Genomic DNA, 26,544 nt, shown 5'->3' on the forward strand with positions numbered 1-26,544 from the left:
GCCGCTCCCGCTACGTGTCCGCCCCTCGTTACCCGTTCACCCAGAGGCAGAAGGGATGCCCGGCCGGGTCGAAATGCACGCGTACGTCGTCCTGTGGCTGGAAGTCGGCCACGGTCGCGCCCAGCTCGACAGCGCGGGCGCTGCTCGCGTCGAGATCGTCGACCTCGATGTCCAGGTGCATCATCATCTGCTGCCTGCCGGGCGACGCGGGCCAGGCCGGGCGGACGAAGCCGGGGTCGCTCTGGAAGGCCAGCCCGGGGCCACCTTCCGGTGCGGCGAGCACCACCCAGTCGGGCTCCTCCTCCTTGACCCGCCAGCCGAGCAGCTCGCGGTAGAAGGCGGCCAGCGCCGGCCCGTCGAGCGCCTCCAGACACACGGTCGACCACCGGAAGCTCATGCGGGACCCCTGAAATGAGTCGTGAACCAGTTTCTGGCGTGCTCGGCCACGGTCTCCAGCGCGCCGGGCTCCTCGAACAGATGGGTCGCCCCGGGCACGACGGTGATGCGGCTCTCGGCACGCAGGCGCTGCTGAGCCTCCTCGTTCAGCTTCACCACGATCGGGTCCCGGCCGCCCACGATGAGCAGCGTAGGCGCGCGTACCGCCGCGAGTCGAGGCCCCGCCAGGTCGGGCCGTCCGCCGCGCGAGACGATCGCGGAGATCGCGTTGTCCGGCTCGGCCGCCGCCCACAGCGCCGCCGCCGCGCCGGTGCTGGCCCCGAAGTAGCCGATGGGCAGCCCCGCCGCCTCCTCCTGCTCGCGCAGCCGTCGCGTACGCTCCAGCAGCCGCTCGGCCAGGAGCCCGATGTCGAAGACGTTCGCCCTGTCGGCCTCCTCCTGGGGCGTGAGCAGGTCGAACAGCAACGTGCCCAGCCCCGCCTTGTTGAGCGCCCCGGCCACGTAGCGGTTGCGCGGGCTGAGCCGGCTGCTGCCGCTGCCGTGCGCGAACACCACCACTCCATGAGCGGCGTCAGGAACGACCAGATCGCCGGACACGTGCCCCACCTCCCTGCCGTCCACCTGCCACTGCCCGCACAAGCCCCGCTCTATCCGTGGCGGGATCGGACCACGTTTCCACCGCGGCAGTACGGCGTGATCAGGCATACTGCACGGATGTCCGATTTCGCCGACTTCCAGATCGAGGGGCGGGCGGCTCTGCTGGCGGGCCGGGCGACCCACGACAGTCCCATGGTGGAGGGCGCGAGGCGGTGGGGAGCGGCGGCCGTGCTCCGCCCCTCGGGCGAGGTGCTGGACCGGCTGGCGGCGCTGGCCGGGACCATAGAGGCGCCGGGACACTGGGTGCACGGCCGGCGGACCCTGCACGTCACGCTCAGGTCCCTGGAGCCCTACCGGGATCAGATCCCGGCCGGCGACCCGCTCCGCGAGATCTACCGGGACGCCCTGGCCGAGGCGGCGGAGGGCGTCGGGCCCGCACGGGTGCGGCTGGCGGGCGTGAGCCCCCATCCCGGCGGCGTCCTGGTCTGCGGCCACCCGGAGGACGACACGCTGGTCAGGCTGTGGGAGCGGTTCGCCCGCGCGATGGCCTCGCGCGGGGTTCGGGACCTGGAGCACGGACGCGTACGCGACCGCTGGTACGTCAGCCTCGTCCACTTCGCCGGCCCGCTCGCCGACGCCCGCCCGATCGTCGACTGGTGCGACGCCCACGCCGACGTCGATTTCGGCCTGGCCGAGCTGGACACGGCGGAGATCGTGCAGTTCGTCCTCGCGGACGCGAGCATCCACGTCAAGGCGCTGGAGGAGGCCCAGCTGGGCCGGGCGTGACGGCGGGGTGCCACCCGGGCCCCATTCCGAGGGTGGCACCCCGCCGCCGTCCAGGTCAGCCCAGCACCACCGCCGTGACGAACTGCAGCAGGTGCCAGGCCACATAGGCGCTCAGCGAGCAGAAGGCCCACTCCTTGCCCCGGCTGATCCTGGAGATCCACCGGAGCTCTTCGGCGGGCTCCCTGCGCGCCTTGAGGGTCCTGGTGACGAGGTACGCCGACATCAGCCAGGCCGCCCCCGAGCCGGCGAGCAGTCCCAGCGAGAGGGCCAGCAGGGTCGGGGACCCGCCGAGCAGGTCCGACGGCGGGAGCTGGCGGACCCAGGCGGCCAGCACGCCGGTGAGCAGGACAACTGTGATCCGCCTGTCCTTGCGCGCCTGGCGCTTGAGCCACTGAAGGTCTCGACGCAGATGGTTCTTGAGCATCCGGATCACCCCCGTTGGAGTAGCTGGTAGCACCAGCTAACGGAAATTTCCGGAGAAGATCTGCGACCTCACATCCGAGATTTCACGACTTTTAGCGATATTTCAGGATGTGGGGCTGGTCCCCAGCTCGCGAAGATCCTCCGACACCCGCCGTACCTCGAAGACGTCCCCCACCTCCTCCAGCAGCCGCAGCGCCTCCCGCAGATAGCCGCCGGCCGGGCCCCGGTTCCCCAGCCTGGCCGAGATCAGCCCCAGCGCCCGCAGCGCGCACCCCAGGTCCCGCCTGGTCCCGCACTCCAGATGGACGTCCCTGGCCTGCCGCGCGTAGACCAGCGCCTCCCCGGCCAGGCCCAGGTCCAGCAGCACCATCGCCAGCGTCGTGAGCGCCGCCGCCCACCGGTCCTTCGTGCCGGTCTCGTTCTGCAGCTCGACCGTCTCCCACGCGAGCTTCAGCGCCTCCTGCGGCTCGCCCGCCGTGTGCAGCGCCTGCGCCATCGACAGCAGCGCGCTGGCGCGGTTGTCCCGCAGCTCCTCCCTGATCGCCAGCGACGCCTTGGCCGCCCGCAGCGCGGGCTGGTGCTGCCCCAGCGACAGGTACGTGTTCGCCAGCGTCTCCTGCACGTCCGCCTCGGCCCGCCGGTTGCCCATGCCCTGCACGATGTCCAGGGCTTCGAGCGCGTACACGAACGCCACGTGCGGCAGCCCCTGCCGCCTGCGCACCCTCGCGAGCCGGTTGAGCATGCGGGCCTCCACCGGCTCGTCGCGGATCACCCGGCTGATCGTCAGCGCCTGGTTGAGGTAGTCGTCGGCCCGCAGGTAGTCGGACAGCCGCCAGTGCACCAGCCCGATGTCCCCGAGCGTCTCCGCCTTGCCCTGCTCGTGGTGGAGCTCCACCTGCACGGCCAGCGCCTGCTCGTAGTAGGCGAGGGCCTCGTCGTACCGGGAGCCGTTGCGCGCGATCCGGCCGAGGGCGCACAGGGCGCGCCCGCAGCCGTGCTGGTCGCCCGTCGCCGTGTACCCGGACAGGGCCCGCTCGGCGTCCCGCTGCGCGTCGTGCGGCAGCCGCAGCAGGTCGTAGATCTCGGCCAGGCAGAGCAGCGTCTCGGCCTCGGCGTGCTCGTCGCCGAGCTCGTGGCAGATCGACAGCGCCTCCAGGCCCTCGGAGAGCGCCGCGTTCGGCTCGCCCAGGTTCCGCTGCACCGTGGCCAGGATGATCAGGCTCTGCGCCGTGCCCCTGCGGTCGCCGAGCTGCTCCCGTACCTCCAGGGCCTGGCCCGCGTGCTGCAACGCCAGCTCGTAGCGCTCCTGGGACACGTGCAGCCGCGAGAGCGTGTGCAGGCAGCTCGCTACCCCGGCCAGGTCTCCGATCTCGCGGTAGAGGTCGAGCGCCTCACCCGCGCACCGCAGGGCCTCCTCGTTGTTGCCCGCGATGCCGTGCACCTCGGCCAGGTCGTTGAGCGCGCGGGCCCGCCCCTCGGCGTCGCCGAGCGAGGCGAACTCCTCCAGCGCCTCCCCGATGAACCTGGCCGCGAGCGTCGAGGGCCCGATGTCCCGGTGGATCGAGCCCAGGTTGCTGCGCATGCGCGCGATCGCCCGCCGGTTGCTCACCTGCATCGCCGAGGTCAGCCCGGCCTGCTGGATCTCCAGGTTGATCTCGTTGTACCGCAGCTTCCTGAACGGCTCGAACACGGCCTCGGCCAGCCGCCAGGCCATCCCCTGGGCGCCGCTCTCCTCGGCCAGCCGCACGGCCGAGACCAGCGAGCGCCGCTCGGCCTCGAACCACTCGGGCGCCGTCGCGGGGTCGGTCGCCACCGCCAGGTAGTGGTCGAGCAGCCGCGCCCTGGCCTCCCGCACGCCTGCCTCGGCGTGCCTGCCCAGCTCCCTGGCCAGCCGCTTGACCAGGTCGTGCACCCGGTAGCGCGGCCCGGCCAGCGGTTCGACGAGATAGGCCCGGTGCAGCCCCTCCACCGCAACCACGGCCTCGCCGACCGGGACGCCGAGCGCCGCGGCCAGCACCTCGGGCGTGAAGTCCCGGCCAGGCAGCAGCCCCACGTGCCGGAACGCCCGCCGCTGCCCAGGGCTCAGCGACTCGTACGCCAGGTCGAGCGCCGACCTGAACGCCTCCTCCGGATCGCCCACCAGGAGCGTGCCCGGCCTGCGCAGCTCCTGGACCCGCTTCTGCACGCTCAGCCCGGGGTTCTCGGCCAGCTTGGCCGCCGAGATCCGCAGCGCGAACGGGTGGTACGAGCACACCCTGGCCAGCTCGGCCAGCGCGTCCCGGTCGGCGGCCCGCGGCGAGTGCTCCCCGAGCACGGCCACCAGCAGCGCCACCGCGTTGCCCGGGTCGAGCACCGGCAGGTCCATGAGGTCGGCGTGCCCGGTGGCCCGCAGGGGCGCCATCCGCGTACGGCTGGTCACGAGCACCACGCAGTCCTTGCCGCCCGGCAGCAGCGCCCGCACCTGCGCCGGGTCGGCGGCGTTGTCGAGGATGAGCAGCAGCCTGCGCCCGGCGATCCTGCTGCGGTAGAGCAGCGTCAGCTCGGCCTCGTCGTCGGCGGGCATGTGCTCGCCCACCCCGAGCGAGCGCAGGATCTGCCCGAGCGCCTCGGCCGGGGTCATCGGCGGCTGGCTCGGCGACTGCCCGCGCAGGTCGATCACGATCTGGCCGTCGGGGAACCGGCCGGCGTGCAGGTGTCCCCAGTGCGTCACCAGCGCGGTCTTGCCCACGCCGGGCAGGCCCTGGACGATCATGGTGTTCGTCCGCCTGGGCCGCTCCAGCCAGGCGGTGAGCAGGTCCAGGCTCTGCTGGCGCCCGGTGAAGTCGGGCACGTCGGCGGAGAGCTGGCGCGGCTTCGGCACCTCGCCGAGGGGCAGCGGCTCCGCGAGCGCCCCCGGCCTGGTCAGGAACGGCGTCACCCGTCCCTGCCACGGCTCCGACAGGTGCTCCCAGCCGCCCGCCAGGTCGCGCAGCGCGGACGGATCCTCGACGCGCAGCCGCCGGTAGCCGGGCCGCACCAGCCAGCCTCGCTGGACCCACTGCGTGAGCTGGCGCTGCACCACGTCGGGGGAGCTGCCCACGAGGTCGGCCAGCGTCTCCATGGACAGCGGCGGCGCGGACTCCGAGGCCAGCGCGTAACGCTCGTCCAGGTGCAGCAGCCACACGGCCAGCCGGGCGGCGACGGGGGCGCGGGCCAGCGACTCGTGCCTGCGGGCGGCCACGTTCCTGGCGAACAGCTCCTGCACCAGCGCCGTGGCCACGGCCGGACCTGCGGCGGCGTGCTCGCGCAGCCGGCGCATGTCGATGGGCCAGGCCCTTACCTCGGTCAGCGCGTCCACCTTGGCGCGCTCGGCGGGGTTCCAGAAGGCGAGCTCGCCGACGAGGTCACCGGCGCCGCGCAGGTCGTGGATGGCCTCGCGCTCGCCCGCGGGGGTGTATTCGCGGGCGTAGCCGTGGTCGATGAGGTAAACCTGGTTGGCGGGCCGCAACGGCGAGCAAATGGTCTCGTTACGCCGGTAAACGCGGGGCCTGGCGCCCTCGTCCACCAACGACCGGAACAGACCCACCCCGACACCACCAATCTGGGGACGGCGGTGTCCTCGTATGACAGATGTGAAACAGCCTCAACGACAATTTGTCACATCGGCGGGTGGCTCTGTCAATGATCAGACGGCGGCGGTGTCCTGCCGGTCGGGGACGAAGCGGTAGCCGACGTTGCGGACCGTTCCGATGAGGGATTCGTACTCGGTGCCGAGCTTGGCGCGCAGGCGCCGCACGTGGACGTCGACCGTCCTGGTGCCGCCGAAGTAGTCGTAACCCCAGACCTCCTGCAGCAGCTGGGCGCGGGTGAAGACGCGGCCCGGGTGCTGGGCGAGGTATTTCAGCAGCTCGAACTCCTTGAACGTGAGGTCGAGCACCCGGCCGCGCAGCCGCGCGGTGTAGGTGGCCTCGTCGATCGACAGGTCGCCGCTGCGGATCTCGTCGGGCACCTCCTCCGTGGCGGCCTGCGAGATGCGGCCCGTGGCCATGCGCAGGCGCGCCTCCACCTCTGCCGGGCCGGCGCTGTCGAGCAGCACGTCGTCCACGCCCCACTCGGCCGTCATCGCGGCCAGCCCGCCCTCGGTGACGATCACCAGCAGCGGACAGTCGATGCCGGTCGTGCGGATCAACCGGCACAGGCTCTTGGCCTGCACGAGCTCCTTCCGCGCGTCGACGAGGACCGCGTCGGCCGGAGGCGTGTCGATCAGCGCGGACGCCTCCGCGGGCGAGACCCGGACCGAGTGGAGCAGCAAGCCCAGCGCAGGAAGCACCTCGGCGGACGGCTCGAGGGCGTTGGTCAGCAGGAGCAGGTTGCTCATTACGGCCTCCTCAAACACGCAAGGACCCGGGGGCTACGTCGCCCAGGTCCCGTAGGTGAGGATATCCCACGAGTAAGTCGCGTCCATTGCGCGTCCAGCAGGTGAACAGCGCGTCTCCCGAAACAACCTTGTTAAGGGCGACGCACAATAGACCAGAAAGCGATAGTGAGGTGCCCATGGCCACGGGAAAGGTACGTTATTGGGCTGCGGCGAAGGAGGCGGCCGGAGTGGCGGAGGAGCCGTTCGACGCGGTCACTCTTGGTGAACTCATGACGAAAATCACACAAAATCGTGCAGATCTGGCACGTGTGGTGAGGCGTTGCTCGTTCCTCGTGGACGGCCACCCGGTCGGCAAACGCCCTCATGACGAGGTCGTTCTGGCCGACGGGGCGACCGTGGAGGTGCTGCCGCCGTTCGCGGGCGGGTGATGGGGCGTTCCGTGGGGGAATGAGTGAGGCCAGTCGATAGGCTCTTGACCCCCGCCTCAGACAGGGAGCCCCATGCGGAAGCTGATCATTTTCCTGATCGTGCTGGTCATTCTCCTTGTCGCCGTCGACCGGGTCGCAGTGGCGGGCGTGGAGCGCGATCTCTCGAACCGGATCGCGGCCGCGACCGACCTCTCCGACAAGCCGACCGTGACAATTGAGGGCATCCCTTTTCTCACGCAGGCCATCTCAGGGCACTATCCGGAGGTACGGTTCAATCTCGGCACGTTCACCTACGGTGGCGTGCCGATCAAGAACCTCCGGGGCGCCGCCTACGACGTGACGGCTCCCCTGGCGGACGTCCTGCAGAACAGAGCCAACATCCAGGCCGGGCGCGTGGCCATCAGCGGCACCCTGACCAGGGCGACGATCGACAAGTACGCCCCCAGCGGCGTCAAGATCGGCGGCAACGGCAACCGGCTCACGGCGTCGGGCGAGGTGACGGTCGGGGTGCAGAAGGTGAAGTTCAACGCCGAGATGCGGGTCGAGCTGGCCGACGGCGGCATCAAGATCCAGGCCGAGAAGATCGAGGGCGTGCCCGACCAGCTCGCGTCGCTCGTCTCCTACACCATCAAGTTCAAGGGGAAGCTGCCCTTCGACGTGAAGGTGACCGGGGTCAAGAGCGTGGCCGAAGGATTGGAGATCTCGGCCGAAGCGTCTGACGTGCCGATCCGTGGATGACGCTGAACCGGACCGGCCCGACGTACGTGAAGAGGGTGTGAGTACAGCCGGCACCGCGGACGAGGAACTTGTGAGGACCCTCTTCGACGAGCATGCCGGGCCACTCTACGGCTACGTCCTGCGGCTGACCGGAGACTCCGGGCGGGCGGAGGATGTCGTGCAGGAGACCCTGTTGCGGGCCTGGCGACATCCCGACGCCCTCTCGGGGCGGCCGGTGCGCGCGTGGCTGTTCACAGTGGCCCGCAATCTTGTTGTCGACCAGCATCGGGCCAAGAAGGCCAGACCGCAGGAGACCGGGGACGAGGCGCTGGCCGTCATGCCGGCGGACGACGACCTGGAACGCGCCGTCGAGTCGTGGGCGGTCGCCGAGGCGCTGGCCGCGCTCAGGCAGGAGCACCGTGAGGTGCTGCTGGAGGTCTACTATCGGGGGCGATCGGTGAAGGAGGCGTCGGCGACGCTGGGCATACCGCCGGGCACGGTCAAATCGCGCACCTACTACGCGTTGCGGGCGCTCAAACTGGCCCTCGAGGAGCGGGGGTTGGCGCCATGATGACGTGCGAGGAGGTAAGGCTCGCCCTGGGCGCGCACGCGCTGGGCGCGCTCGACCCCGACGAGGCGCTGGAGATCGACAACCACCTGGCGACGTGCGAGGAGTGCGGCCGCGAGCTGCTCGACCTCGAAGGCGTGGCCTCCTTTCTTGGCAAGGTGTCCGAACGCGACGTGGAGCTGGTGGCAAGCCCGCCGCGGCAGGTGCTCGACCGGCTGCTGAACGCCCGCGCCAAACGGAACAGGCGCGGCCGGCTGCTGCTGGTGGCGGCCGCCTCCGCCGCGCTGCTGGGGCTCGGCGGCACGATCGTGACGGTCGTGAACAGCGGCTCGCAGCAGCAGGTGGCCTCCGGTGCGGCGGCTCCCATGTCCACCGAGGCGCCGAAGGCGATGCAGGACTCGGCCTCCACGGAGAGCGACCAGGCGCCGCTGAGTCGTCTGGCCGAGCCGTCGCCGCAGCCCACCGCCAGCAAGCGGCCCAAGGTGACCGGGTCGCCGTTCAAGGTGGCCCAGGGCCGCAAGTTCTCCGGCGTGAACAAGGCCGAGGAGTACTCCGCAACCGTGTCGGCCTACCCCGGCGACAGCGGCACGGAGCTGTACGTGAGCGTGCGGGGCGTGCCCGTCGACACGACCTGCAGCCTCCTCGTCGTGGCCGGCGGGCGGCACGAGCTGACGGAGAGCTGGACGGTCAGCCGCGAGGCATACCAGGACAAGGCCGTCTTCAAGCGGTCGACGACGCTGCCCATGTCCGAGATCACCGCGTTCTACGTGGTCGACCGGAAGGAGAAGGTGCTGATCAGGATCCCGGTGCGGAAGTAAACGCGGGTGCGCGTGGTTGCATCGGGAGATGACTGGTTGGTGGGTGGCGCTGGCGACTCTGGCGCTCGGCTCTGTGATCGGGGTGGTTCGCCTGCGCCGCGACGGACGGGTGCGTGACACGGGTGGCGACCGGCTGTCCGAGGCCGACCTCGGCGCCGGTCTCGGTGAGCGGGCGACGCTGGTGCAGTTCTCCACCGCATTCTGCCAGCCGTGCCGGGCGACCAGAAGGATCCTGGCCGACGTCAGCGGGATCGTGCCGGGGGTGACCCACGTCGAGATCGACGCCGAGTCCCGGCTGGACCTCGTACGGCGGCTGGACATCATGCGCACGCCGACGGTCCTCGTGCTCGACACCAGCGGGAAGATCGTGAAAAGGGCCGCCGGCCTGCCCCGCAAGGCGGACGTCCTGGCGGCCCTCGCCACGGCCGTGTCGCCGCTGTCGTCTCACGAATCGTCTCACCAACCGGACGAGATGTGACAGATGACGAGACGCCGAGTAGTGTCTTCGGCATGAACCCAACGACAGAGCTGCTGACGAAGCGGCGCGCGGTTGATTTCTGCCGCGTGACCACCGCGCTCTGTCGCGCTGCCTGAGGACGATCCCGCGGACATCCGGTCCGCCCCGTCGACCCTTCAGGAGCATCCCGCGATGCGTGCCGACCCTAGAGCGCTGCGCTTCGGCGCGGCCATCACCACCCTGGTCCTCACCCTCGTCCTGGTGACGGGGAGTGCCTGGCTTCTCGCCGTCCAGGCGATGGTCTTCGCACTCGGAGTCGTGTCGCGCTCGCTGTACACGATGCTCTTCAAGGCGTTCGTCAAGAGCGCCCCGAAGGAGACCGAGGACTCCCGCCCGCCGAAGTTCGCGCAGGCGGTGGGATTGGTCTTCGCGATCGCGGGCCTGGTCGGATATCTCACCGGGATCACGCCGCTGGCCCTCGCGGCCACGGCTGCGGCTCTCCTCGCCGCCTTCCTCAACGCAGCCTTCGGATTCTGCCTTGGCTGCGAGATGTACCTGCTCATTCGCCGTCTACTGCCCGCCGCCAACATGGAGGTTTCCAAATGAGCCGCTCCGCCGCCCTGGTGGACGCCGACTGGGTCGAGGCCAACCTCGACACTCCCGGAGTCGTCCTCGTCGAGGTCGACGAAGACGTCAGCGCCTACGACAAGGGCCACATCCGTGGCGCCGTGAAGGTCGACTGGCGGCAGGACCTGCAGGACCCGGTGCGCCGCGACTTCGTGGACAAGACCGGTTTCGAGGCCCTGCTGTCGGACCGCGGCATCTCCAACGATGACACCGTCGTGCTCTACGGTGGCAACAACAACTGGTTCGCCGCCTACGCGTACTGGTACTTCAAGCTCTACGGCCACTCCAACGTCAAGCTGCTCGACGGCGGGCGCAAGAAGTGGGAGCTCGACTCCCGCGAGCTGGTTCGTGACGTGCCGGAGCGGGCCAAGACGCAGTACGTGGCGCAGGAGCAGGACACCAAGATCCGCGCCTTCCGCGACGACGTGGTCGGCGCCATCAGCAAGCTCAACCTGGTCGACGTGCGCTCGCCCGACGAGTTCACCGGCAAGCTGCTCGCTCCCGCGCACCTCCCGCAGGAGCAGGCGCAGCGCGCCGGCCACGTGCCCACCGCCCGCAACATCCCGTGGTCCAAGGCCGCCAACGACGACGGCACGTTCAAGTCCGACGACGACCTGCGCACGCTCTACAGCGAGGCCGGGGTCGACTTCGGCAAGGACACCATCGCCTACTGCCGCATCGGCGAGCGTTCGGCGCACACCTGGTTCGTGCTGCACGAGCTGCTCGAGCAGGACAACGTGAAGAACTACGACGGTTCGTGGACCGAGTACGGCTCGCTCGTGGGCGTGCCGATCGAGCTGGGAGAGGCCCGCTGATGACTACTGCACAGGGTTGCGGAGCGCCGGAGCAGACGATCACTCTGCCCGCCGGGATCGACCTGTCCACCCAGGCCGTGATCCAGGGCGTGGTGACCGGCGCCGGCACGGCGTACGCGCGTCTGCTCGACCACTCCGGCGAGTTCACCGGCGAAGTCGTGGTGTCCGACGAGGGCGTCTTCCGCTTCTTCGCCGCCCCCGGCGACTGGACCGTCCGCATCATCGCGGGCGGCGGCGTCACCCGGGACATCAAGGTGGAGGCCAAGCTGGGCGAGGTCTCCTCGCTCGCGGTCGCCGTCTGAGCCTGCCGACGTAAAGACCCGCGTCCTTTCCGGACGCGGGTCTTTTCGCTGCAACGGATCCGGGCACGGCGGTGTTGTAGTCAGCGTGAGAGAAACCGACTGTCCCGACCCGGTGCGCAAGGCGCTGCTCGACGACCTCGACGAGGGGTTCGCCGAGCTGTACGGCGCCTACCGCGGCCTGGTCTTCTCGACAGCGCTGCGGCTGAGCGGGCGCTGGGCCGACGCCGAGGATCTCACTGCGGAGGCGTTCCTGCGCGCGTACCGGGCGCTGGCCGGATACGAGCGCGACCGCATCGCCACGCTCCAGCCGAGGGCCTGGCTGATGACGATCCTGATGAACATCTGGCGCAACTGCGCCAGGACCAGGTCCCGCAAGCCGCCACCGGAGCTGCAGGACCAGCCGATCGAGGAAGCCGACCCCGGCCAGGACGTCGAGGAGGCTGCGGTGCGCCACGAGACCGGCGACGAACTGGCCGGGCTGCTCGGCCTGCTGCCCGAGGAGCAGCGGGTCGCGGTGGTGCTCAGGCACGTCGTCGACCTGCCGGTCAGCGAGATCGCCACCGTGCTCAGGATCCCCCAGGGCACGGTCAAGTCGCACGTGTCGCGGGGACTGCGGCGGCTGCGCGCACTGGGAGGTGCCCGATGACCCACGATCCACTGCTGGCCGGGCTGTCGGCACTGGCCGCCGACGCGCCCGAGGGACTGCTCGACCGGATCGCGGCCCGCTGGGTACGCGTACCGAGCCCGATCGGGGAGTTGCGCGTCGCGTTCACCGACCAGGGCGTGGCCTACGTGCACCCGGGAGACGGGTTCGCCGAGGCGTTCAGGGGGCGCTTCGCCCGCCCGCTGCTGCCCGCCGAACGCCCGCCCGCCGGGCTGCTGCCCGCGCTGCGCACGGGGCGCCTGGGCCAGTTGCGGCTGGACCTGCGGGGGATGAGCGACTTCCAGCGCGACGTGCTGGAGACGGCCCGTACGATCCCGCGCGGCGAGGTCAGGCCGTACTCGTGGATCGCGGAGCGGATCGGCCGGCCCAGGGCGGTGCGCGCGGTGGGCACGGCGCTCGGCCGCAACCCCGTGCCGCTGCTCATCCCGTGCCACCGCGTCACCCGGTCGGACGGCGTCGTCGGCGACTACGTGTTCGGCCCGGCGGCCAAGGAACGGCTGCTGCTGGCCGAGGGCGCCGACCTGGAGCGGGTGCGGGAGCTGGCGGGGGACCGGGTGTTCTACCTGGCCAGCGACACCACGGGCGTGGTGTGCTTCCCGACCTGCCACAACGCCCGGCGCATCACGCCGCGGCACCGGCACGGCTTCCGCACCATCGCCCAGGCCAGGGCCGCCGGCTACCGGCCGTGCCGCACGTGCCGGCCCGCCGGTGCCTAAGGCTTGATCGGGTAGCGTATGAGGAGCGTGGCGCGTACGACGTCGGGGCCGTGCGCGCGGTAGCCGTGCGGCACGTCGGAGATCCACGAGATGTGGTCGCCCGGCCCGGCCGTGAGCGGTTCGCGCATGGGGCCCGCGCTGAGCGTGCCCGTGAAGACCGTGACGTGCTCGCTCACGCCCTCGTGGTGGGCGGGCGAGGTCTGGGTGAGGCCCGGCGGGACGATCACCCGGTAGAGCTCGTACGTGACCCGGTCGTCCTCGAACACCTCGAGCAGCTCCGCCTCCATCGCCCTGCCCCGCATGATCTGCGGCTCGGGCGGCGCGTCGAGTATCGCCCCGATCGGCACCCCGAGCTGCGCGGTGATCGCCCAGAGCGTCTCCGCCGTCGCGTCGATCTTGCCGGTCTCGACGTCCGACAGCGTCTCCCTGTCGATGCCCGCGCGCTTGGCGAGCTCCGACAGCGACACGCCGCGCTCGTGCCGCAGCCGCCGGAGGCGATCTCCCACGACGTGGGGATCGGCGTCTAGTGCGGGCCGCGGCTCCATAGAGCAATGGCACGCGCCGCGCTTCGTGACCGCCATTTCCCCGCCGATAATTCTTTTGTCACTGCCCAGGGACCACACCCGCACTGGCACGCGGAGCATCGCGCTTTCCGGGGTTGCTGCTGCGACACATGGGACAGACCGATACGATTCTGCAGATGTCCGGTTCGACAGGTGTGGCGGCACCTCCCCGACCTGGGCCTACGCCGGCTCAGGGGATGCCGTCGCCGTATTCGCTGCCCCTGCACGCCCTACGGCTGGCGGGGAAGTGCGCCTTGCCACTGATCCTCTGGTACGCCGCAGGTCAGCTGACCCGCTACGTCCTGCTCTACGCCGCCACCGAGGTCGCCTACGGCGATGCCAGGCAGATCCGCCTGGTCCTCGTGATGACGCTGCTCACGTTGATCATCCTAGCGGCGATGACGGTCACCGCCGGCATGCTCTACTCGCTGCGCAACGCCCTGTGGGAGATGCGCGCGAAGACCGAGGAGGGCGTGCAGGACGAGCGCTTCTTCCGGGTGCTCGACCGGGTGGCCCCGGCCTTCGCCGTGCTCTACCTGGCCTGGGGATTCCACACGGAGGATGCCAGGGACATCTACCAGATGGACCTGTTCCATCACATCTACGACCAGACGGAGGCGTCCTTCTTCGGGGAGCAGTCCCAGGTCGGCCGGGGACTCACGGACCTCGACTGGCGGGTGTCGCTGGGGGCGATGGCCGTCATGTTCGGGCTGAAGATGCTCTTCGCCAAGCTCCTGGAGAAGACCGAGGGCAACGGCAAGTTCTACGGCTTCTGCGCGGCCTTCTCGGAGTTCGCCTTCGTCTTCTACGGCCTGAACGCGACCCTCTACATCGGCACCGCTCGCTCCGACTGGGTCGAGCACCGCAACGTGGTGGCCGGCGCGGAGGAGCTCTGGGCCGAGGCGCAGAAGAACGTGCCGCTGTGGGAAGCCGTCACCGGCTTCCTCGGCGACGCCTGGCCGTTCTTCCTCGACGCGGTGGCCGTCCCGCTGGCCTGGCTCACCGTGGCGATGCTCGTCTTCGGCTCCTACTCCGACGAGACCCGCGCCCTGCTCAAGGGCACCCGCCTGGAGAAGGGCGTGGACCGGCTGGAGGGCACCCACGACCTCACGCAGAAGTCGTTCAACCAGCTCACCGGCGGGTTCAGGGACCGCTGGCTGCCGCTGGCCAACTCCCTGCGGATGGTGGCCAAGGCCGGCCTCCCGCTTTTCGGCATGATGTGCCTGTGCTACGTGGGCCTGCTGGTCGGCGGGGAGTACGCCGAGCGGGGGCTGCGGTGGCTCATCGGCACCGAGCGGGACTGGGTGTGGGAGTTCCAGGGGCCGCCGCTGACCTTCCTGCGCGAGACGGTCGTGGCCGTGCTCACGATGGCGCTGCTGGCGGCCACGTACGACCTCGCGGCCACCAGGGCGCGCCTCAGGGGCGAGCCGTTCGAGGACGTCTGAGCCGGCGACACCCGGGCGGTCGCCGGCCGCGCCCGCTCAGCGCCGCCTGAACCGCAGGACGTCGACGTCGTCCTCGAGCTTGGACACGGTGTCCCGCTTGAAGAGGTCCGCCGTGGGCGTGTCCGAACGGTAGTTGCTCGGCCTGAGGGACAGCTCGACCTCGTCCGCCACCGCGGTCGGCACCACCGCCGCCGCCAGGATCTTGTACTCCTTGCCGACCTCCAGCCGGTCCGTCGGCCGGTCGGCCTGCGGGTCGACGCTCACGACCCAGCTGCGGCCGGCGCGGTCCTCCAGCTTGGCCTCGGTGAACAGGCCGGTCTTGGTGACGCTGCCCTCGTCGAGGATCTTCTTGGTGATGTCCACCCTCAGCGCGGTCACCTCGGGGCCGTACTGGAGGTTGTCGGGCATCTTGATGCGCGTGACCGTGGCCCGCCACTCGATGTTCTTCACCTTGCCCGCCTGGCCGGCGGGGACGACGGTCTCCTTGGTCTCCTTCGTGGTGGTCTTCTCGTAGAAGAGGTAGCCGTCGTACGACTGGGCGCCCATGGTGACCAGCGACACGACGACGGCGGCCACGGCGATCAGCACCGTGCGCTTCTTGCGTCCGCGCGGGGCGGCGGCCCGCCGCGACCCGGGCGGGGCCTCCTGCGGGGCGTCGGGCGGCGTCTCCGGCCCGGGCGCCTGGTGGGCCGCGGGCTCCGGATCGGGGCTCTGCCGGCGCGGGAGGGGCGTGCCGGGGCCCTGCTGCGGCGACACGGGCATGGCGGCAGGAATGGCCGGTAGGGGCTGCGTGGCGCCGCCTACGGGCTCGCGGGGGGCCGGGGGCCACACCTGCTGGTCGGACTGGGCGGCGTGCCGGGCGCGGGGCTGCGGCGGGGCAGGGCGAGGCGGCAGCCCCGGCCTCTGCACCGGGCCCTGCGCATGTGCGGGTCCCTGGCCGTGCGCCGGGCCTCGCGCGTGTGCCGGACCTTGCCCACGGGCCGGGTTCTGGCCATGGGCCGGGCTCTGGCCGCGCGCCGGGCCCTGGGTGTGGGCGGGGCCTTGGGGGTCCGCCGGGTTTTGGGCGTGTGCGGGGCCCTGGGCGTGCGCAGGGCCTTGGTGGGGGTATGCGGGGCCCTGCGGCGCGCTGGGCCACTCCAGCGCCTCTTGCGGCGGGTTGGGCCGGCCCATCGGCTCCCGGGGCGCGTCCGGCCAGCCCATCGCCTCCTGCGGCCCGCTCGGCCGCCCCCCCAACGCGTCGTAACCCGGAGGCGGCGTTCCACGGCTGCCACGGCCGCGCAGGTCGCCCGCGGACGGCACCCGGGGGACCGGTGCCGTCTCTTCGCCGAGCAGGTCCTGATCGAAGCGCGGGTCGTACTCGGGAGGCAGGCCGTGCCCGGAGTGCCGCCCCTGGCCGGGCGGCGGGGCGCCGCGGCCGGAGTGGGCGCCGAGGCCGGGAGGCGGCTCCTGGCTGGGCGGGGGCGGGGGCGGGGCCGGATCGTCCTCGCGCCGCGGGTCTTTCCTGGGCGAGAACCAGTCGCGCTCGTTCGTGCTCATCCTGAGATCACTTCTTGTCGGTCGAGTAGACGTCCTGAGGCGAGGCCGCGAGCTTGCGCGCGCCCTCGTCGTCCAGGCCGAGATCCACCTCGACCTCCGGCTGGTACGGCTCCACCACGAACCCCTGGCTCAGCCCGAACACGACATGCGCCCCCGCCAGCTCGGACGACGGCACCTCGAAGAAGAAGCGCCCGCTCTTCCAGATGTCCGGCTGCACCCACGACATGGCCATCGTGAGGTCGTTGTTGACCCGGTCGGTGGCGTCGAACCGCTTCCCGTCGGCGGTCACCAGCTCAGGCTGGGCCAGGTGATAGGGCTTGAGGCTGGACTTGGCCGAGACGTTGACGACGAGGAAGAGGTTGTCGGTCCCGATCGTCTGGCTGCCGCTCTGGATGGACTTGGCGGCCGCGAACGAGTCGAGCCGCAGGGAGAACCGCCGGGCGTCCACCACCTCGCCCTTGGCGCCCGTGTACGTGATCGGGTCGGTGATCTCGCCCTCGGCCATGTGCAGGGTCTGCAGCCAGACGGCCGCGGCCAGCAGCACCAGCCCGGCGGCGACGCTGAGTAGCCGGGTGCCGATCCCCTGCCCTCGGCCCGCCCTCCTGCTGCGGCGACCGGGCGCGGCAGTTGATCTTTGCTGCGTGGCGGTCACGTTGCGTCACCCTTCTTGACCGCAAGAGTCACCCGCGCCTTGATCTCGGGGTAGAACTTCATGGTGTCGAGGTTCTCGTTGGCGATCATCTGCCAGCGCGGGACGTTGGTGTTCCATTCGGGCTCATACTCGAACGACGCGACGTCCATCGTGATCTTCTCCGGCGGCTGCTCGTTGTCCTTGAGCTGGTAACGGAGAATGACCTGGCTGGTCAGCCCCGGGTGGAGCTGGCGGGTCTCGCCCCCCTTGGCCTGCGCGAACGTGAACGGCCCCGAGTCCTTGGGGAAGGCGGGGGTGATCTTCACCAGGGAGCCGGCGAAGGAGTCGCTCGTGAAGGCCTGCTCCAGCTTCACCGGGGGCACGCCGACCTGGTAGGTCTTGTCGCCCTTGTTGGTGACCTCGAAGACCAGCTCCACGAACCGCTTGTCCTCGTCCCACTGCGACTCGGCCTTGTCCACCGTCACGCGCGACTCGACGAACTTGGTGGAGTACAGGCCCTGATCGAGCACCGCGCCCGGGCCCAGTGTCTGGGGCTCCTCGGGGGCCTCGCTCAGTCCGCCCAGCAGGGCGGTGATGCCGATGGCGGTGAGCGCCACCAGGGCAACGGCGGGCACCACTACCGGGCGGCTGGGCTTGTCACTGCTTGCGCCGGAGGGCTCCGTCATGGGTAAAGATGGTAGTAGGTCTCGCTTGTCCCATCTGCCGCAATACTCCCATCGGACTGGGAGAATTGCCGAGAAACCCTGCCGCTACGGGCCTCGAAGCTCATACGCTGTCACGGAGCGGAAAGGGTTGGCCCTTACTCCTAACGACATATCGGCGGCCGGAGGGTCACGTGACGGACGTGCATCCCGAGCATGCCCAGCTCCAGGCGGACCGCATCTACCTGGGCTGGCAGTACATCCTGCTGCACCCCGACCCTGGCCCGCCGCCCAAGCGCCCCTCTCCGCTCGAGGATCCCGCCGACACGCCCGGCCCCGTCAACCCGGACCTGCTGCGCCGCGAGCGGCTCCAGGAGGACATGCTCAACAAGCCCGTGCGGCTCGTCCGGACGTTCATGCTGGTGCTGGCCGTGCTCATCCTGGCCGCCGGGATCGCTGGCTACCTGGCGTGGCCGTTCGCGCTCGCCGGGCTCACCGCCGCCGGAGGCGTGGCGGGCATCTGCAGTTACGCGCTGTTGCAGGGCGACCGGGCGGTGAAGTACCGCGTGCTGGAGCAGCAGGCCAGGGACGAGCGCCAGCGCGAGGAACGTGACAAGGAGCTGTTCCGCGCGCAGGAGGAGCACGCCCAGCGCTACCGCGAGTGGCAGGACCTCAAGGAACGCCACGACCGGCAGCTCACGTGGTACGCGGTCGCCGTACCGGACGAGATCGACCGCATCGACGTGGCGGGTGGCACGCTCCCCGGCTGGTCGGCGCTGATCACGCTGCTCGGCGCCACGCGGCTCTACAGCGGCGGCCACCTGACCGTCCTCGACCTGTCCGAGGGCGCGATCGCCAAGGACCTGATCGAGCTGGCCCGCAAGGGCGGCGACGACCCGCTGGTCTGGGTGCTGCCGGTCGATCTGCCCAGGCTCGACCTGGGCGCCACGCTCAAGCCGGAGGCGTTCGCGGACGTGCTGGCGCACGTGGTGAGCGTGAGCGAGGAACACCGCACCACGCGCGACCTCAGCTTCGACAACGCGATCCTGGAGCGGGTGCTCGAAGTGCTCGGCGAGAACGCCACGATCAGCCAGGTCACGGCCGCGCTGCGGGCGCTCGCGCAGGTGGGCGACCCGCGCGACGACCTGAGGTTCGGGCTGATCACGGCCACCCAGCTGGAGCGCATCGGCACGCTGTTCGGCCGCGGGGTGAGCGAGCGGGTGGTGATCGAGCGGGCCTGGGCGCTGGAGTCGCAGCTGCGCAAGCTGGAGACGCTCGGCACCCAGGCCGTACGGCTGCCGCCCGCGCGGCTGCGAGTGGTGAGCATGGACCGGCAGGCGGGCGCCTTCGGCAACCGGGTGCTCGGCACGTACGTGGCCACCGCGCTCACCCACATCCTGCGCCAGTCCCCGGCCTCGGACCGGCCGTGGTACCACACGATCATCGTGGCGGGCGCGGACAAGCTCAGGGGCGACGTGCTCGACCGGCTGATGGACGCCTGCGAGACCTCCCGTACCGGACTGGTCCTGACTTATCGGTCGTTGACCCCCACGGTGCGGGAGCGGCTCGGCAGGGGGCACGCGGCGGTGGCGTTCATGCGGCTGGGCAACGCCGAGGACGCGCGGGTCGCCAGCGAGCACGTCGGCACCGAGCACCGGCTGGAGCTGGCCCAGCTCACCGAGACGATCAGCGACTCGCTGCCCGGGCTCGACGGCGGCTACACCTCCACGATCTCCCAGATGGACGACGACAGGGAAGATCGCGACGACAACCTCGCGGATCTGGCCGGCGACATCACCGAGTCCACCGAGTGGGGCAGGACCGCCGACAAGATCTCGGAGAAGGAGCGGGTGCTGCAGCGCTCCCGCGAGTTCCTCGTCGAGCCGCACCAGCTCCAGCAACTCCCCACGACCTCCGTGATCGTCACCGACGCCACGGCCCAGGGCAGGCGCGTACGCCTCGCCGACGCCAACCCCGCCATCCTGACCTTCCCCAAGACCACGCTCGGCGAGCTGGAGGACGTACGCGAGGCCGTGCTCGCGCTCGACCCCCAGGCACAGGGCACCGACGGGGAGCCCCCGCCGAACCTCGGGCCACCACCGCCACGCCTGGACTGGCGCAAGGGCAGGCAATGACATGGTCAATGTCAACGTGACGAGCTGACGGTTGGCGGAATTTAACAAAGAACCGTCTGTGGGGGAATGAAATGCAGCCGAGTGTGTCGCTGAGTGGGCCCTGGTATCGAATCCAGTCGATCGCAGCGCCCTCGCGAAGCTCGTCGGCCGAGTGGGATTTCGTCACCGTGCTGCCCGCGGTGCTGTCGGCGGCGCAACGCGACCGGCCGTTCGTCATCGGGTGGCTGTCGCGGGGATCCGGCGCGCCGCTCGAGCTCATCACCAACGCCGGGCCGCTGTCGCCTCCGCGCCAGCCGCGCAGGTCCACCGACGCGCCGGGCCGCCCGAGCGGGCCGCAGCCGCTGCTGTTCCCGGGCGGGGCGCGTGGGGTCCAGCTCGACGAGGAGTATCTCGCCGACCTGGCGGACCTGGTGTGGACGCCGTGCCCGGGCCGCCAGGCGCCGCCGCTGGGGAGCAAGGGGCGCGAGTTCGACCCGGACGAGCTCAGGCGGCCGACGTTGTTCGAGTCGACGCTGGTGACGCTGATGTCGCGGCCCTTCGCCTGGCTGGTGGTGGCCGAGCCGACAGATCTGCTCGACGCCGAGGTGGCGCACCTGCGTACCCAGCTCAACGTGCTCAGGCAGTACGGGGACGCCTCCGAGCGCTCCCGCTTCGACGCCGAGCGGGCCGAGCGGCGCATGCAGGAGCTGGACGCCTTCAGGGAGGCGGGGCTCTGGAACGTTCGCGTGCTGGCCGGGGGCGCCACCGCCGACGAGCTGCGGCAGATCGCGCCCGTGCTGGTCGGGTCGGTCGAGATGAGCCACCACCCGTACCGGCTGCGCAGCTCGCACGGCGCCGCCTACGGCCTGTCGGAGGCCCTCGCCATGACCATGCAGGACCCGGCCGACGGCGCCGCCGCCCCGTTCGCCGCCACCGCGGGGGCGCTCGCGGCGCTGGCCGGGCTGCCCAGGAGGGAGGTCCCGGGGGTACGCGTGCTCGAGTCGGGCTTCTTCGACGTGACGTCCGAGGCTGACAGCGGCGAGCTGGAGCTGGGCGAGATCCTCGACGGGCAGGACAGGGGGGTCGGGACGTTCCGGGTGCCGCTGGCCACGCTCAACCGGCACGCGTTCGTCACCGGGGCCACCGGCTCGGGCAAGTCGCAGACGGTCCGCCACCTGCTGGAGCAGCTCAGCCGGGCCGGCATCCCGTGGCTGGCCATCGAGCCCGCCAAGTCCGAGTACGCGGCCATGGCCGGGCGCCTCGACGATATGCGGAGCGGCGAACAGGGTCCGAGAGCGGCAGCTTGCGTAACCAGCGAGGACCCGTCGAGAGCGCGACCATCAAACGGAGTCACCGTCATCAACCCGTCGGCGCCGGACGGCGTGCCGTTCAGCATCAACCCGCTCGAACCCGAGCCCGGCTACCCCGTCCAGGCCCACATCGACATGGTCAGGGCGCTGTTCATGGCGGCCTTCGACGCCGAGGAGCCGTTCCCGCAGATCATGTCGCTGGCGCTGCAGCGCGTCTACGAGGCCACCGGCTGGGACGTCGTCACCGGCGGCGCCGTGCCGGGCTCGAACGTCCCGCCCAGCGTCCCCACCCTCGAACAGCTCCAGCAGCACGCCATGGACGTGATCAAGGAGATCGGCTACGGCCGCGAGGTCCAGGCCGACGTGGAGGGCTTCATCTCGCTCCGGCTCCGCTCCCTGCGGGTCGGCTCGGCGGGGCGCTTCTTCGAGGGCGGCCACCCCGCCGACATCGGCGGCCTGCTGGAGCGGGACGTCGTGCTGGCGATCGAGGACGTGGCCAACGACGAGGACAAGGCGTTCCTCATGGGCACGCTGATCATCCGGATCGTCGAGCACCTGCGGATGCGGGCCCGCCGGGAGAAGTCCCACGAGCTGCGCCACGTCATCGTGATCGAGGAGGCGCACCGGCTGCTGCGCGACCGCGGCCACGGCCGGGCCTCCACGCACGCGGTGGAGCTGCTGGCCGGGATGCTTGCGGAGATCCGCGCGTACGGCGAGGGCATCGTGGTGGCGGAGCAGATCCCGACCAAGCTCGTCTCCGACGTCGTCAAGAACACCGCGCTGAAGGTCGTGCACCGGCTCCCGGCGGAGGACGACAGGAAGCTCGTCGGCGCCGCCATGAACCTCAGCGACGAGCAGTCCCGCCACGTGGTCTCCCTGCAGCCGGGCTCGGCCGCGGTCTTCGCCGACGGGATGGACCGGCCGCTGCGGGTCCGCGTGCCGCTGGGGGAGGCCCGCGAGAAGGTGCTGCCCGGCCCGCCGCCGCCCATCCGCGGCCGCCGGTCCGCGGCGTGCGGCGCGTCCTGCCGTACCGGGCAGGCGTGCACGCTGGTGGAGCTGCGCGAGGCCGACGTGCTCGCCGACGCCCCCGAGTGGGCCTGGCTGCGGATCTGGTGCGACACGGTCGTGCTCGCCTTCGTCAGCAACCGGCCGCTGCCCGGCGTGCCGCGCGCCCTGGGCGCCGCCTGGTCCGAGCTGCCGGCCCGGCGCGGGGAGTGCCTGCTGGCGACCCTGATCGAACGCTCGGTGCAGCGGCGCGCCTGGTCGCTGCGCAGCTGGTTCGACCCCGCCCTGCTCACCGAGAAGGCCGCCGAGACCGCCACGCGCCTGCTCGCCGGGCTCGACGGGGGCGGCGAGCGGCCGGGGGCGTCGTGGGTGATCCCGCAGGTCCGGTGGCTGCACGAGGTGGACAGGCTCTTCCCGTACGGCCACCCGGCCCCCAACCTGCGCAGCCCGGCACCGCCCATGGAGTACGCCCTCTTCCGCCAGCCCTCGAACGGCAACGGCGCCAACCCCGACCTCGTCCACACCGAGCTGCTCGGGCACCGCGCCAAGGCGCTGCGGCACCACCCGCTGTCGATGGAGGTGGACCGGAACCGGGCGCTGGCCTGGCGGGTCATCCTGGGGGACGACGAGAACGAAGGGGTGCAGCGGGACATCACGACGGTGGCGATCGGGATCGAGTCGTCGGCGCGGTTGCGGCATGTCGGCCAGACGATGGGGGCGGGGTGGCTGGAGGGCGTGCTGTCGTGGCCGCGCCGCTTCGTCCTGCCGTTCGACCACGGCGGCGCCCCGGAGATCGCCTTCGCCGACACCGCCCCCTCGCCCTCCTGACCTCCGGGTCTCAGCCGGTGTTCGGCGGCGGTGTCTCAGCGGCCACGGCGGGGGTGTCTCAGCGGTCACGGCGGCGTTCGAGGCGCTTGCGGCGGGCCACCTCCCGCCTGTGCTCCGCCGCCTCCCGCCGCCGGGCCCGCCGGTCGTCCGCCGCCTCCGTCTTCCGGCTCTCCAGCTCCAGCCGCAACGCCTCCTGGGAGGCCGTGCTCCGGCGGGACACCTCGGCCGCCGCCCGGGCCGCCAGTTTCGCGGCCCGCTTGGGGTTGACCCGCCTGACCTCCCGCCCCTCCGAGGGGACCGGAGGCGAAGCGGCCGCCCGTTCGAGCAGCGCGACGCCGTGCCGCCGCAGGAACTCGTACAACTCCGGATCGGTGGGCTCGGACCCGAGCGTGAACCGGGTCGCCCGGACCGTGCCGTCCTCGACGATCTCGAGTACGCCGACCCAGAACGGGCCGTCCAGATAGACAGACATCGTCACCACGTCGCCCTCCATGCGCGTATGCCGAAACGACGGCCTGTCGAGGCCGCTTTCCGGCACACCGGACATCCCATGGAAGGGCGGATACGGTGAAGCTTCGCCCGGGCTACCAACCGGGCCGCGTTTTCGTGTGCAGCTCCAGACTATCGGCCAATGCCGACTAGGATCCTTGGGCATGACCCAGCTTCCTCTGCGGGCCCAGCTCGCCAGCGCCCTGGGCCGCAGTGCCGCCACGCTGTCCAAGATGACCGGGCGCGGGGACGGCTCGGTGATCGGTGGGCGAGTGGGCCTGCTGCTTGAGCCCGACCTCCTGCGCAAGCTGGCCCGCGACCGCAAGCTGGCCCTGGTCAGCGCCACCAACGGCAAGACCACCACGACGAGATTGATCACCTCGGCACTGCTCGAGCTCGGGGACGTCGCCACCAACGCGCTGGGCGCCAACATGCCCGCCGGCCACGTCTCGGCGCTCTCCCAGAACAAGACCGCTCCATACGGCGTGCTCGAGGTCGACGAGAAATACCTGCCGGAGGTCCTCGACACCACCGGCGCGGGCGTCGTGTGCCTGATGAACCTCAGCCGCGACCAGATGGACCGTGCCGCCGAGATCTGGCTGCTCGCCCAGAAGTGGCGCAGGGCCCTGTCCGGCAAGCCCACCCACGTCATCGCCAACTGCGACGACCCGCTCGTGACCTGGGGCGCGTCGACCGCGGCCAAGGTCACCTGGGTCGCCGGCGGGCAGCGGTGGAAGGAAGATTCCTGGTGCTGCCCCGAGTGCGGCGGCCCGCTCGACCGTAAGGACGCCGACTGGGCGTGCAAGGAGTGCACGTTCCACCGTCCGGAGCCGCAGTGGGCGATCGACGACGAGGTGGCCGTCGACCCGCGCGGGCAGCGGTGGCTGCTCGACATCCAGCTTCCCGGCCTGGCCAACCGTTCCAACGCGGTGATGGCGCTGGCGGTGGCCGAGGCGTTCGGGGTGCCGGTGGATCGGGCGCTGCCGCGGCTGCGCCAGGTCACCTCGGTGGCCGGCCGCTACACCACGGTCGAGCGCGACGGCCGCCACGCGCGACTGCTGCTGGCGAAGAACCCGGCGGGGTGGCTGGAGGCGTTCGACGTGGCCGACCCGCAGCTGCCGATCATCCTCTCGGTCAACGCCAACGGCCCCGACGGGCGTGACACCTCGTGGCTGTGGGACGTCGACTACCGCATCCTGCGCGGGCGCCCCGTCTTCGTGACGGGCGAGCGCCGCCTCGACCTGGCGCTCCGGCTCGACGTGGCGGACGTGCCGTTCACGCTCTGCGGCACGTTCACGGAGGCGCTGGCCATGCAGCCTCCCGGCCGGGTCGACGTCATCGCCAACTACACCGCCTTCCAGCAGATCCGAACGGAGTTCGGCCGTGCCGTCTGACAGCGCCCTTCGCATCGTCTGGATCTACCCTGACCTGCTGAGCACGTACGGCGACCAGGGCAACGTGCTCGTCCTGGAGCAGCGCGCCAACCGCCGGGGGATCGCGACCGAGACGATCCACGTACGCTCGGCGGACCCGGTGCCGGAGACGGGCGACATCTACCTCATCGGCGGTGGCGAGGACCGCCCCCAGATCCTGGCCGCCGAACGTCTGCGCCGCGACGGCGGCCTCCACCACGCCGTCGCCCGCGGCGCCGCCCTGCTGGCGGTGTGCGCCGGATACCAGATCATGGGCAGCACGTTCGGGGGCGAGGAGGGCCAGCCGGTCGACGGGATCGGGCTGCTGGACATCGCCAGCTCCCGTGGCCCCGCCCGAGCGGTCGGCGAGCTGGCCGCCGAGGTGGACGCGGCGCTCAACCTCCCCACCCTGACCGGCTTCGAGAACCACATGGGCGTCACCCACCTGGGCCCCGGCGTCAAGCCCCTGTCCAGGACCCTCGTCGGGGTGGGCAACGGAGACGGCTTCGAGGGCTGCTACGCGGGCCACGTGGTGGGCACCTACCTCCACGGCCCGGCCCTGGCCCGCAACCCGGCCCTGGCCGACCTGCTGCTGTCGTGGCGGGTGGGCGATCTGGCCCCCCTCGACAACTCCCGCTACGACGCCCTGCGCCAGGAACGCCTGGCCGCCGTCCTGTCCGGCTGATCGGTCTCCTCGTCGCGGGGGAAGAAGGGCAGCTCGAGGTGGACGCGGTCGGCGGCGGCGAGGATCTTCGCGGCGTCGTCGACCGGCGGGTGGATGTGCTGGTTGATCCGCTGCTTGACCTCCTTGCCCGCGGCGCCCGAGGCCATCACCCGGCGGTCCCAGCCCCTGGTGAAGATGCCGCCGGCGCCGCCCAGGTCCAGGCAGGTGACGTACGGGCCTGGGGTGAAGTCGCGCAGCGGCACGCCGAGCAGGTCGGCCGCCGCGTTGTACCCGGCGACCTTGCCGAGCGGGGTGGCGTGCTGGCAGGCCTGCATGACCGTGTGCTCGGCGTCGAACGCCGCTGCGGCCGTGTCGCCGGCGGCGAACACCTCGGGCAGGGCGCGCAGCCGCTGGTCCACCGGCACCCGGCCGAGATGGTCGAGTTCGTCGGAGATCTGCCGGGTGAGCTCGCTGGCCCTCATCCCGACCGACCAGACCACCGCGTCGGCCCCGACCCTGGTGCCGTCGGACAGGACCGCGTACCCGTCGCCGACCTCCGTCACCGTCGTCCCGAGGCGGCGTTCGATACCCAGCCGGTCCAGCGCCGCCTCGATCTCCTCGCGCGGTCCAGGGCCGAGCTGGTCGCCGACCACCTGCGACCGGTCCACCAGCAGCACCCGGCCCCGGGCGGCCAGCTCGGTCGCGGCCTCCAGGCCCACGAACCCCGCGCCGACGACCACGGCGCGGTAATCCTCGCGGTCGCGCAGATGCTCGGTGAGCCGCCGGGCCCCGTCCAGGGTGTCGATGTCGAAGAGCCGTTCGGCGCCGGGCAGGCCCTCTGGCTGAACGAGCTTGCTGCCCGCCGCCAGCACCAGGCGGTCATAGCCGATCTCCTGGCCGTCGGCCACCACCACGCGGCGGCCGGTGTCGATCGTGCTCACCGAGGCCCGCAGGTGCTCGACGCCGATCGGCCCGAGGATCCTGCCGAGCTCCACCTTGGCGAGGTCCGGCTCCGGCTCGTACAGGCGCGGCCGCAGCACCAGGTGCTCGTTCGGTGAGATGAGCGTGATGCGCAGGTCCGCCGCTCCGCGCGCCAGCGCCGCTCCCGCCGCGCTCCACACGCCCGCGAAACCGCCTCCGATGATCACAACGTGCGCCACTGTCTTGTCCTCTCTCAGCCTCGCCCCCGGGGGATCGGGGGCTGGTCGGCAGGG

Annotated in this window: 27 protein-coding genes; 16 read left to right on the forward strand and 11 right to left on the reverse strand. The window is 71.3% G+C overall.

All coding sequences use genetic code 11. The features are described from left to right. Nucleotides 1-28: 28 nt before the first annotated feature. Both ACIBI9_RS54790 and ACIBI9_RS54795 read right to left on the reverse strand, forming a co-directional pair. Nucleotides 29-397: a VOC family protein gene (locus tag ACIBI9_RS54790; RefSeq protein ID WP_397235392.1), complete on the reverse strand. Its 369-nt coding sequence runs from the start codon at nucleotides 395-397 to the stop codon at nucleotides 29-31. Then, complete coding sequence (locus tag ACIBI9_RS54795; RefSeq protein ID WP_397235393.1) at nucleotides 394-993, reverse strand: dienelactone hydrolase family protein; 600 nt, start codon at nucleotides 991-993, stop codon at nucleotides 394-396. Before ACIBI9_RS54795 ends, ACIBI9_RS54790 begins: the two co-directional genes overlap by 4 nt. 117 nt (nucleotides 994-1,110) lie before the next feature. On the opposite strand from ACIBI9_RS54795, the gene ACIBI9_RS54800 reads away from it, so the two are divergent. Further along, on the forward strand, nucleotides 1,111-1,779 hold the full coding sequence (locus ACIBI9_RS54800) for a 2'-5' RNA ligase family protein (protein ID WP_397235394.1): 669 nt from the start codon (nucleotides 1,111-1,113) through the stop codon (nucleotides 1,777-1,779). A gap of 55 nt (nucleotides 1,780-1,834) precedes the next feature. On the opposite strand, the gene ACIBI9_RS54805 is transcribed toward ACIBI9_RS54800, so the two are convergent. The 3 genes from ACIBI9_RS54805 to ACIBI9_RS54815 all read right to left on the reverse strand — a co-directional run bounded on the left by ACIBI9_RS54805 (nucleotide 1,835) and on the right by ACIBI9_RS54815 (nucleotide 6,559). Continuing rightward, the gene (locus ACIBI9_RS54805; RefSeq protein ID WP_397235395.1) at nucleotides 1,835-2,203 is read right to left on the reverse strand and encodes a hypothetical protein; all 369 of its coding nucleotides are present in this window, start codon (nucleotides 2,201-2,203) and stop codon (nucleotides 1,835-1,837) included. Between the two features lie 102 nt (nucleotides 2,204-2,305). Then, a complete protein-coding gene (locus tag ACIBI9_RS54810; protein ID WP_397235396.1) occupies nucleotides 2,306-5,767 on the reverse strand; it encodes a tetratricopeptide repeat protein in 3,462 nt (1,153 codons plus the stop codon). A gap of 99 nt (nucleotides 5,768-5,866) precedes the next feature. Beyond that, nucleotides 5,867-6,559, reverse strand: coding sequence for a response regulator transcription factor (locus tag ACIBI9_RS54815; protein WP_185070386.1), 693 nt, complete (start codon nucleotides 6,557-6,559; stop codon nucleotides 5,867-5,869). 176 nt (nucleotides 6,560-6,735) lie between these two features. On the opposite strand from ACIBI9_RS54815, the gene ACIBI9_RS54820 reads away from it, so the two are divergent. The 10 genes from ACIBI9_RS54820 (at nucleotide 6,736) to ACIBI9_RS54865 (ending at nucleotide 12,671) form a co-directional block, all read left to right on the forward strand. Beyond that, nucleotides 6,736-6,987: a MoaD/ThiS family protein gene (locus ACIBI9_RS54820; RefSeq protein WP_397235397.1), complete on the forward strand. Its 252-nt coding sequence runs from the start codon at nucleotides 6,736-6,738 to the stop codon at nucleotides 6,985-6,987. Between the two features lie 72 nt (nucleotides 6,988-7,059). Further along, a complete protein-coding gene (locus ACIBI9_RS54825) occupies nucleotides 7,060-7,725 on the forward strand; it encodes a DUF2993 domain-containing protein (RefSeq protein ID WP_397235398.1) in 666 nt (221 codons plus the stop codon). Nucleotides 7,726-7,762: 37 nt separating this feature from the next. Next, nucleotides 7,763-8,275 carry a sigma-70 family RNA polymerase sigma factor gene (locus tag ACIBI9_RS54830; protein ID WP_364850197.1) on the forward strand — a complete coding sequence of 171 codons (513 nt, stop codon included), beginning with the start codon at nucleotides 7,763-7,765 and terminating at the stop codon, nucleotides 8,273-8,275. After that, nucleotides 8,272-9,090, forward strand: coding sequence for an anti-sigma factor family protein (locus tag ACIBI9_RS54835; RefSeq protein WP_397235399.1), 819 nt, complete (start codon nucleotides 8,272-8,274; stop codon nucleotides 9,088-9,090). The genes ACIBI9_RS54830 and ACIBI9_RS54835 overlap by 4 nt, the downstream gene beginning before the upstream one ends. A 28-nt stretch (nucleotides 9,091-9,118) precedes the next feature. Further along, nucleotides 9,119-9,568, forward strand: coding sequence for a thioredoxin family protein (locus ACIBI9_RS54840; RefSeq protein ID WP_397235400.1), 450 nt, complete (start codon nucleotides 9,119-9,121; stop codon nucleotides 9,566-9,568). Between the two features lie 171 nt (nucleotides 9,569-9,739). Further along, on the forward strand, nucleotides 9,740-10,153 hold the full coding sequence (locus ACIBI9_RS54845) for a DUF4395 domain-containing protein (protein WP_397235401.1): 414 nt from the start codon (nucleotides 9,740-9,742) through the stop codon (nucleotides 10,151-10,153). Further along, entirely contained in the window at nucleotides 10,150-10,989 is an 840-nt protein-coding gene (locus ACIBI9_RS54850; RefSeq protein WP_397235402.1) for a sulfurtransferase, read from the forward strand. The genes ACIBI9_RS54845 and ACIBI9_RS54850 overlap by 4 nt, the downstream gene beginning before the upstream one ends. Continuing rightward, nucleotides 10,989-11,291, forward strand: a complete 303-nt coding sequence (locus tag ACIBI9_RS54855) for a DUF1416 domain-containing protein (RefSeq protein ID WP_192789757.1) — start codon at nucleotides 10,989-10,991, stop codon at nucleotides 11,289-11,291. The genes ACIBI9_RS54850 and ACIBI9_RS54855 overlap by 1 nt, the downstream gene beginning before the upstream one ends. An 85-nt stretch (nucleotides 11,292-11,376) precedes the next feature. Next, the gene (locus ACIBI9_RS54860) at nucleotides 11,377-11,937 is read left to right on the forward strand and encodes an RNA polymerase sigma factor (protein WP_397235403.1); all 561 of its coding nucleotides are present in this window, start codon (nucleotides 11,377-11,379) and stop codon (nucleotides 11,935-11,937) included. Continuing rightward, complete coding sequence (locus ACIBI9_RS54865; RefSeq protein ID WP_397235404.1) at nucleotides 11,934-12,671, forward strand: methylated-DNA--[protein]-cysteine S-methyltransferase; 738 nt, start codon at nucleotides 11,934-11,936, stop codon at nucleotides 12,669-12,671. Before ACIBI9_RS54860 ends, ACIBI9_RS54865 begins: the two co-directional genes overlap by 4 nt. Here the strand turns inward: ACIBI9_RS54865 and ACIBI9_RS54870 are convergent. Next, complete coding sequence (locus tag ACIBI9_RS54870; RefSeq protein WP_397235405.1) at nucleotides 12,668-13,177, reverse strand: helix-turn-helix domain-containing protein; 510 nt, start codon at nucleotides 13,175-13,177, stop codon at nucleotides 12,668-12,670. The genes ACIBI9_RS54865 and ACIBI9_RS54870 overlap by 4 nt on opposite strands. A 311-nt stretch (nucleotides 13,178-13,488) precedes the next feature. Here ACIBI9_RS54870 and ACIBI9_RS54875 point away from each other — a divergent pair, with 311 nt between their 5' ends. Further along, entirely contained in the window at nucleotides 13,489-14,679 is a 1,191-nt protein-coding gene (locus ACIBI9_RS54875) for a hypothetical protein (RefSeq protein ID WP_397235406.1), read from the forward strand. A gap of 36 nt (nucleotides 14,680-14,715) precedes the next feature. Here the strand turns inward: ACIBI9_RS54875 and ACIBI9_RS54880 are convergent, their stop codons facing one another. Genes ACIBI9_RS54880 through ACIBI9_RS54890 form a run of 3 tightly spaced genes read right to left on the reverse strand, consistent with a single transcriptional unit; the run spans nucleotide 14,716 to nucleotide 17,532 of the window. After that, the gene (locus ACIBI9_RS54880) at nucleotides 14,716-16,215 is read right to left on the reverse strand and encodes a hypothetical protein (RefSeq protein WP_397235407.1); all 1,500 of its coding nucleotides are present in this window, start codon (nucleotides 16,213-16,215) and stop codon (nucleotides 14,716-14,718) included. Between the two features lie 7 nt (nucleotides 16,216-16,222). Next, entirely contained in the window at nucleotides 16,223-16,867 is a 645-nt protein-coding gene (locus ACIBI9_RS54885; protein ID WP_397235408.1) for a hypothetical protein, read from the reverse strand. Beyond that, complete coding sequence (locus tag ACIBI9_RS54890; RefSeq protein WP_397235409.1) at nucleotides 16,864-17,532, reverse strand: hypothetical protein; 669 nt, start codon at nucleotides 17,530-17,532, stop codon at nucleotides 16,864-16,866. The genes ACIBI9_RS54885 and ACIBI9_RS54890 overlap by 4 nt, the downstream gene beginning before the upstream one ends. A gap of 170 nt (nucleotides 17,533-17,702) precedes the next feature. Here ACIBI9_RS54890 and ACIBI9_RS54895 point away from each other — a divergent pair, with 170 nt between their 5' ends. Both ACIBI9_RS54895 and ACIBI9_RS54900 read left to right on the forward strand, forming a co-directional pair. Then, a complete protein-coding gene (locus ACIBI9_RS54895; RefSeq protein WP_397235410.1) occupies nucleotides 17,703-19,643 on the forward strand; it encodes a hypothetical protein in 1,941 nt (646 codons plus the stop codon). Nucleotides 19,644-19,714: 71 nt separating this feature from the next. Next, nucleotides 19,715-22,765 carry an ATP-binding protein gene (locus tag ACIBI9_RS54900; RefSeq protein WP_397235411.1) on the forward strand — a complete coding sequence of 1,017 codons (3,051 nt, stop codon included), beginning with the start codon at nucleotides 19,715-19,717 and terminating at the stop codon, nucleotides 22,763-22,765. A gap of 58 nt (nucleotides 22,766-22,823) precedes the next feature. Here ACIBI9_RS54900 and ACIBI9_RS54905 read toward each other — a convergent pair whose 3' ends face one another. Next, nucleotides 22,824-23,237 (reverse strand): YjdF family protein, encoded by a 414-nt coding sequence (locus tag ACIBI9_RS54905; protein WP_397235467.1) that lies wholly within the window; start codon nucleotides 23,235-23,237, stop codon nucleotides 22,824-22,826. Between the two features lie 181 nt (nucleotides 23,238-23,418). Here ACIBI9_RS54905 and ACIBI9_RS54910 point away from each other — a divergent pair, with 181 nt between their 5' ends. Further along, entirely contained in the window at nucleotides 23,419-24,648 is a 1,230-nt protein-coding gene (locus tag ACIBI9_RS54910) for a MurT ligase domain-containing protein (protein ID WP_397235412.1), read from the forward strand. Continuing rightward, complete coding sequence (locus ACIBI9_RS54915; RefSeq protein WP_397235413.1) at nucleotides 24,638-25,351, forward strand: type 1 glutamine amidotransferase; 714 nt, start codon at nucleotides 24,638-24,640, stop codon at nucleotides 25,349-25,351. Before ACIBI9_RS54910 ends, ACIBI9_RS54915 begins: the two co-directional genes overlap by 11 nt. Here ACIBI9_RS54915 and ACIBI9_RS54920 read toward each other — a convergent pair. Then, nucleotides 25,303-26,490, reverse strand: coding sequence for an NAD(P)/FAD-dependent oxidoreductase (locus ACIBI9_RS54920; RefSeq protein WP_397235414.1), 1,188 nt, complete (start codon nucleotides 26,488-26,490; stop codon nucleotides 25,303-25,305). The genes ACIBI9_RS54915 and ACIBI9_RS54920 overlap by 49 nt on opposite strands. Nucleotides 26,491-26,544: the final 54 nt, after the last annotated feature.

The sequence above is a fragment of the Nonomuraea sp. NPDC050451 genome (assembly GCF_044458585.1).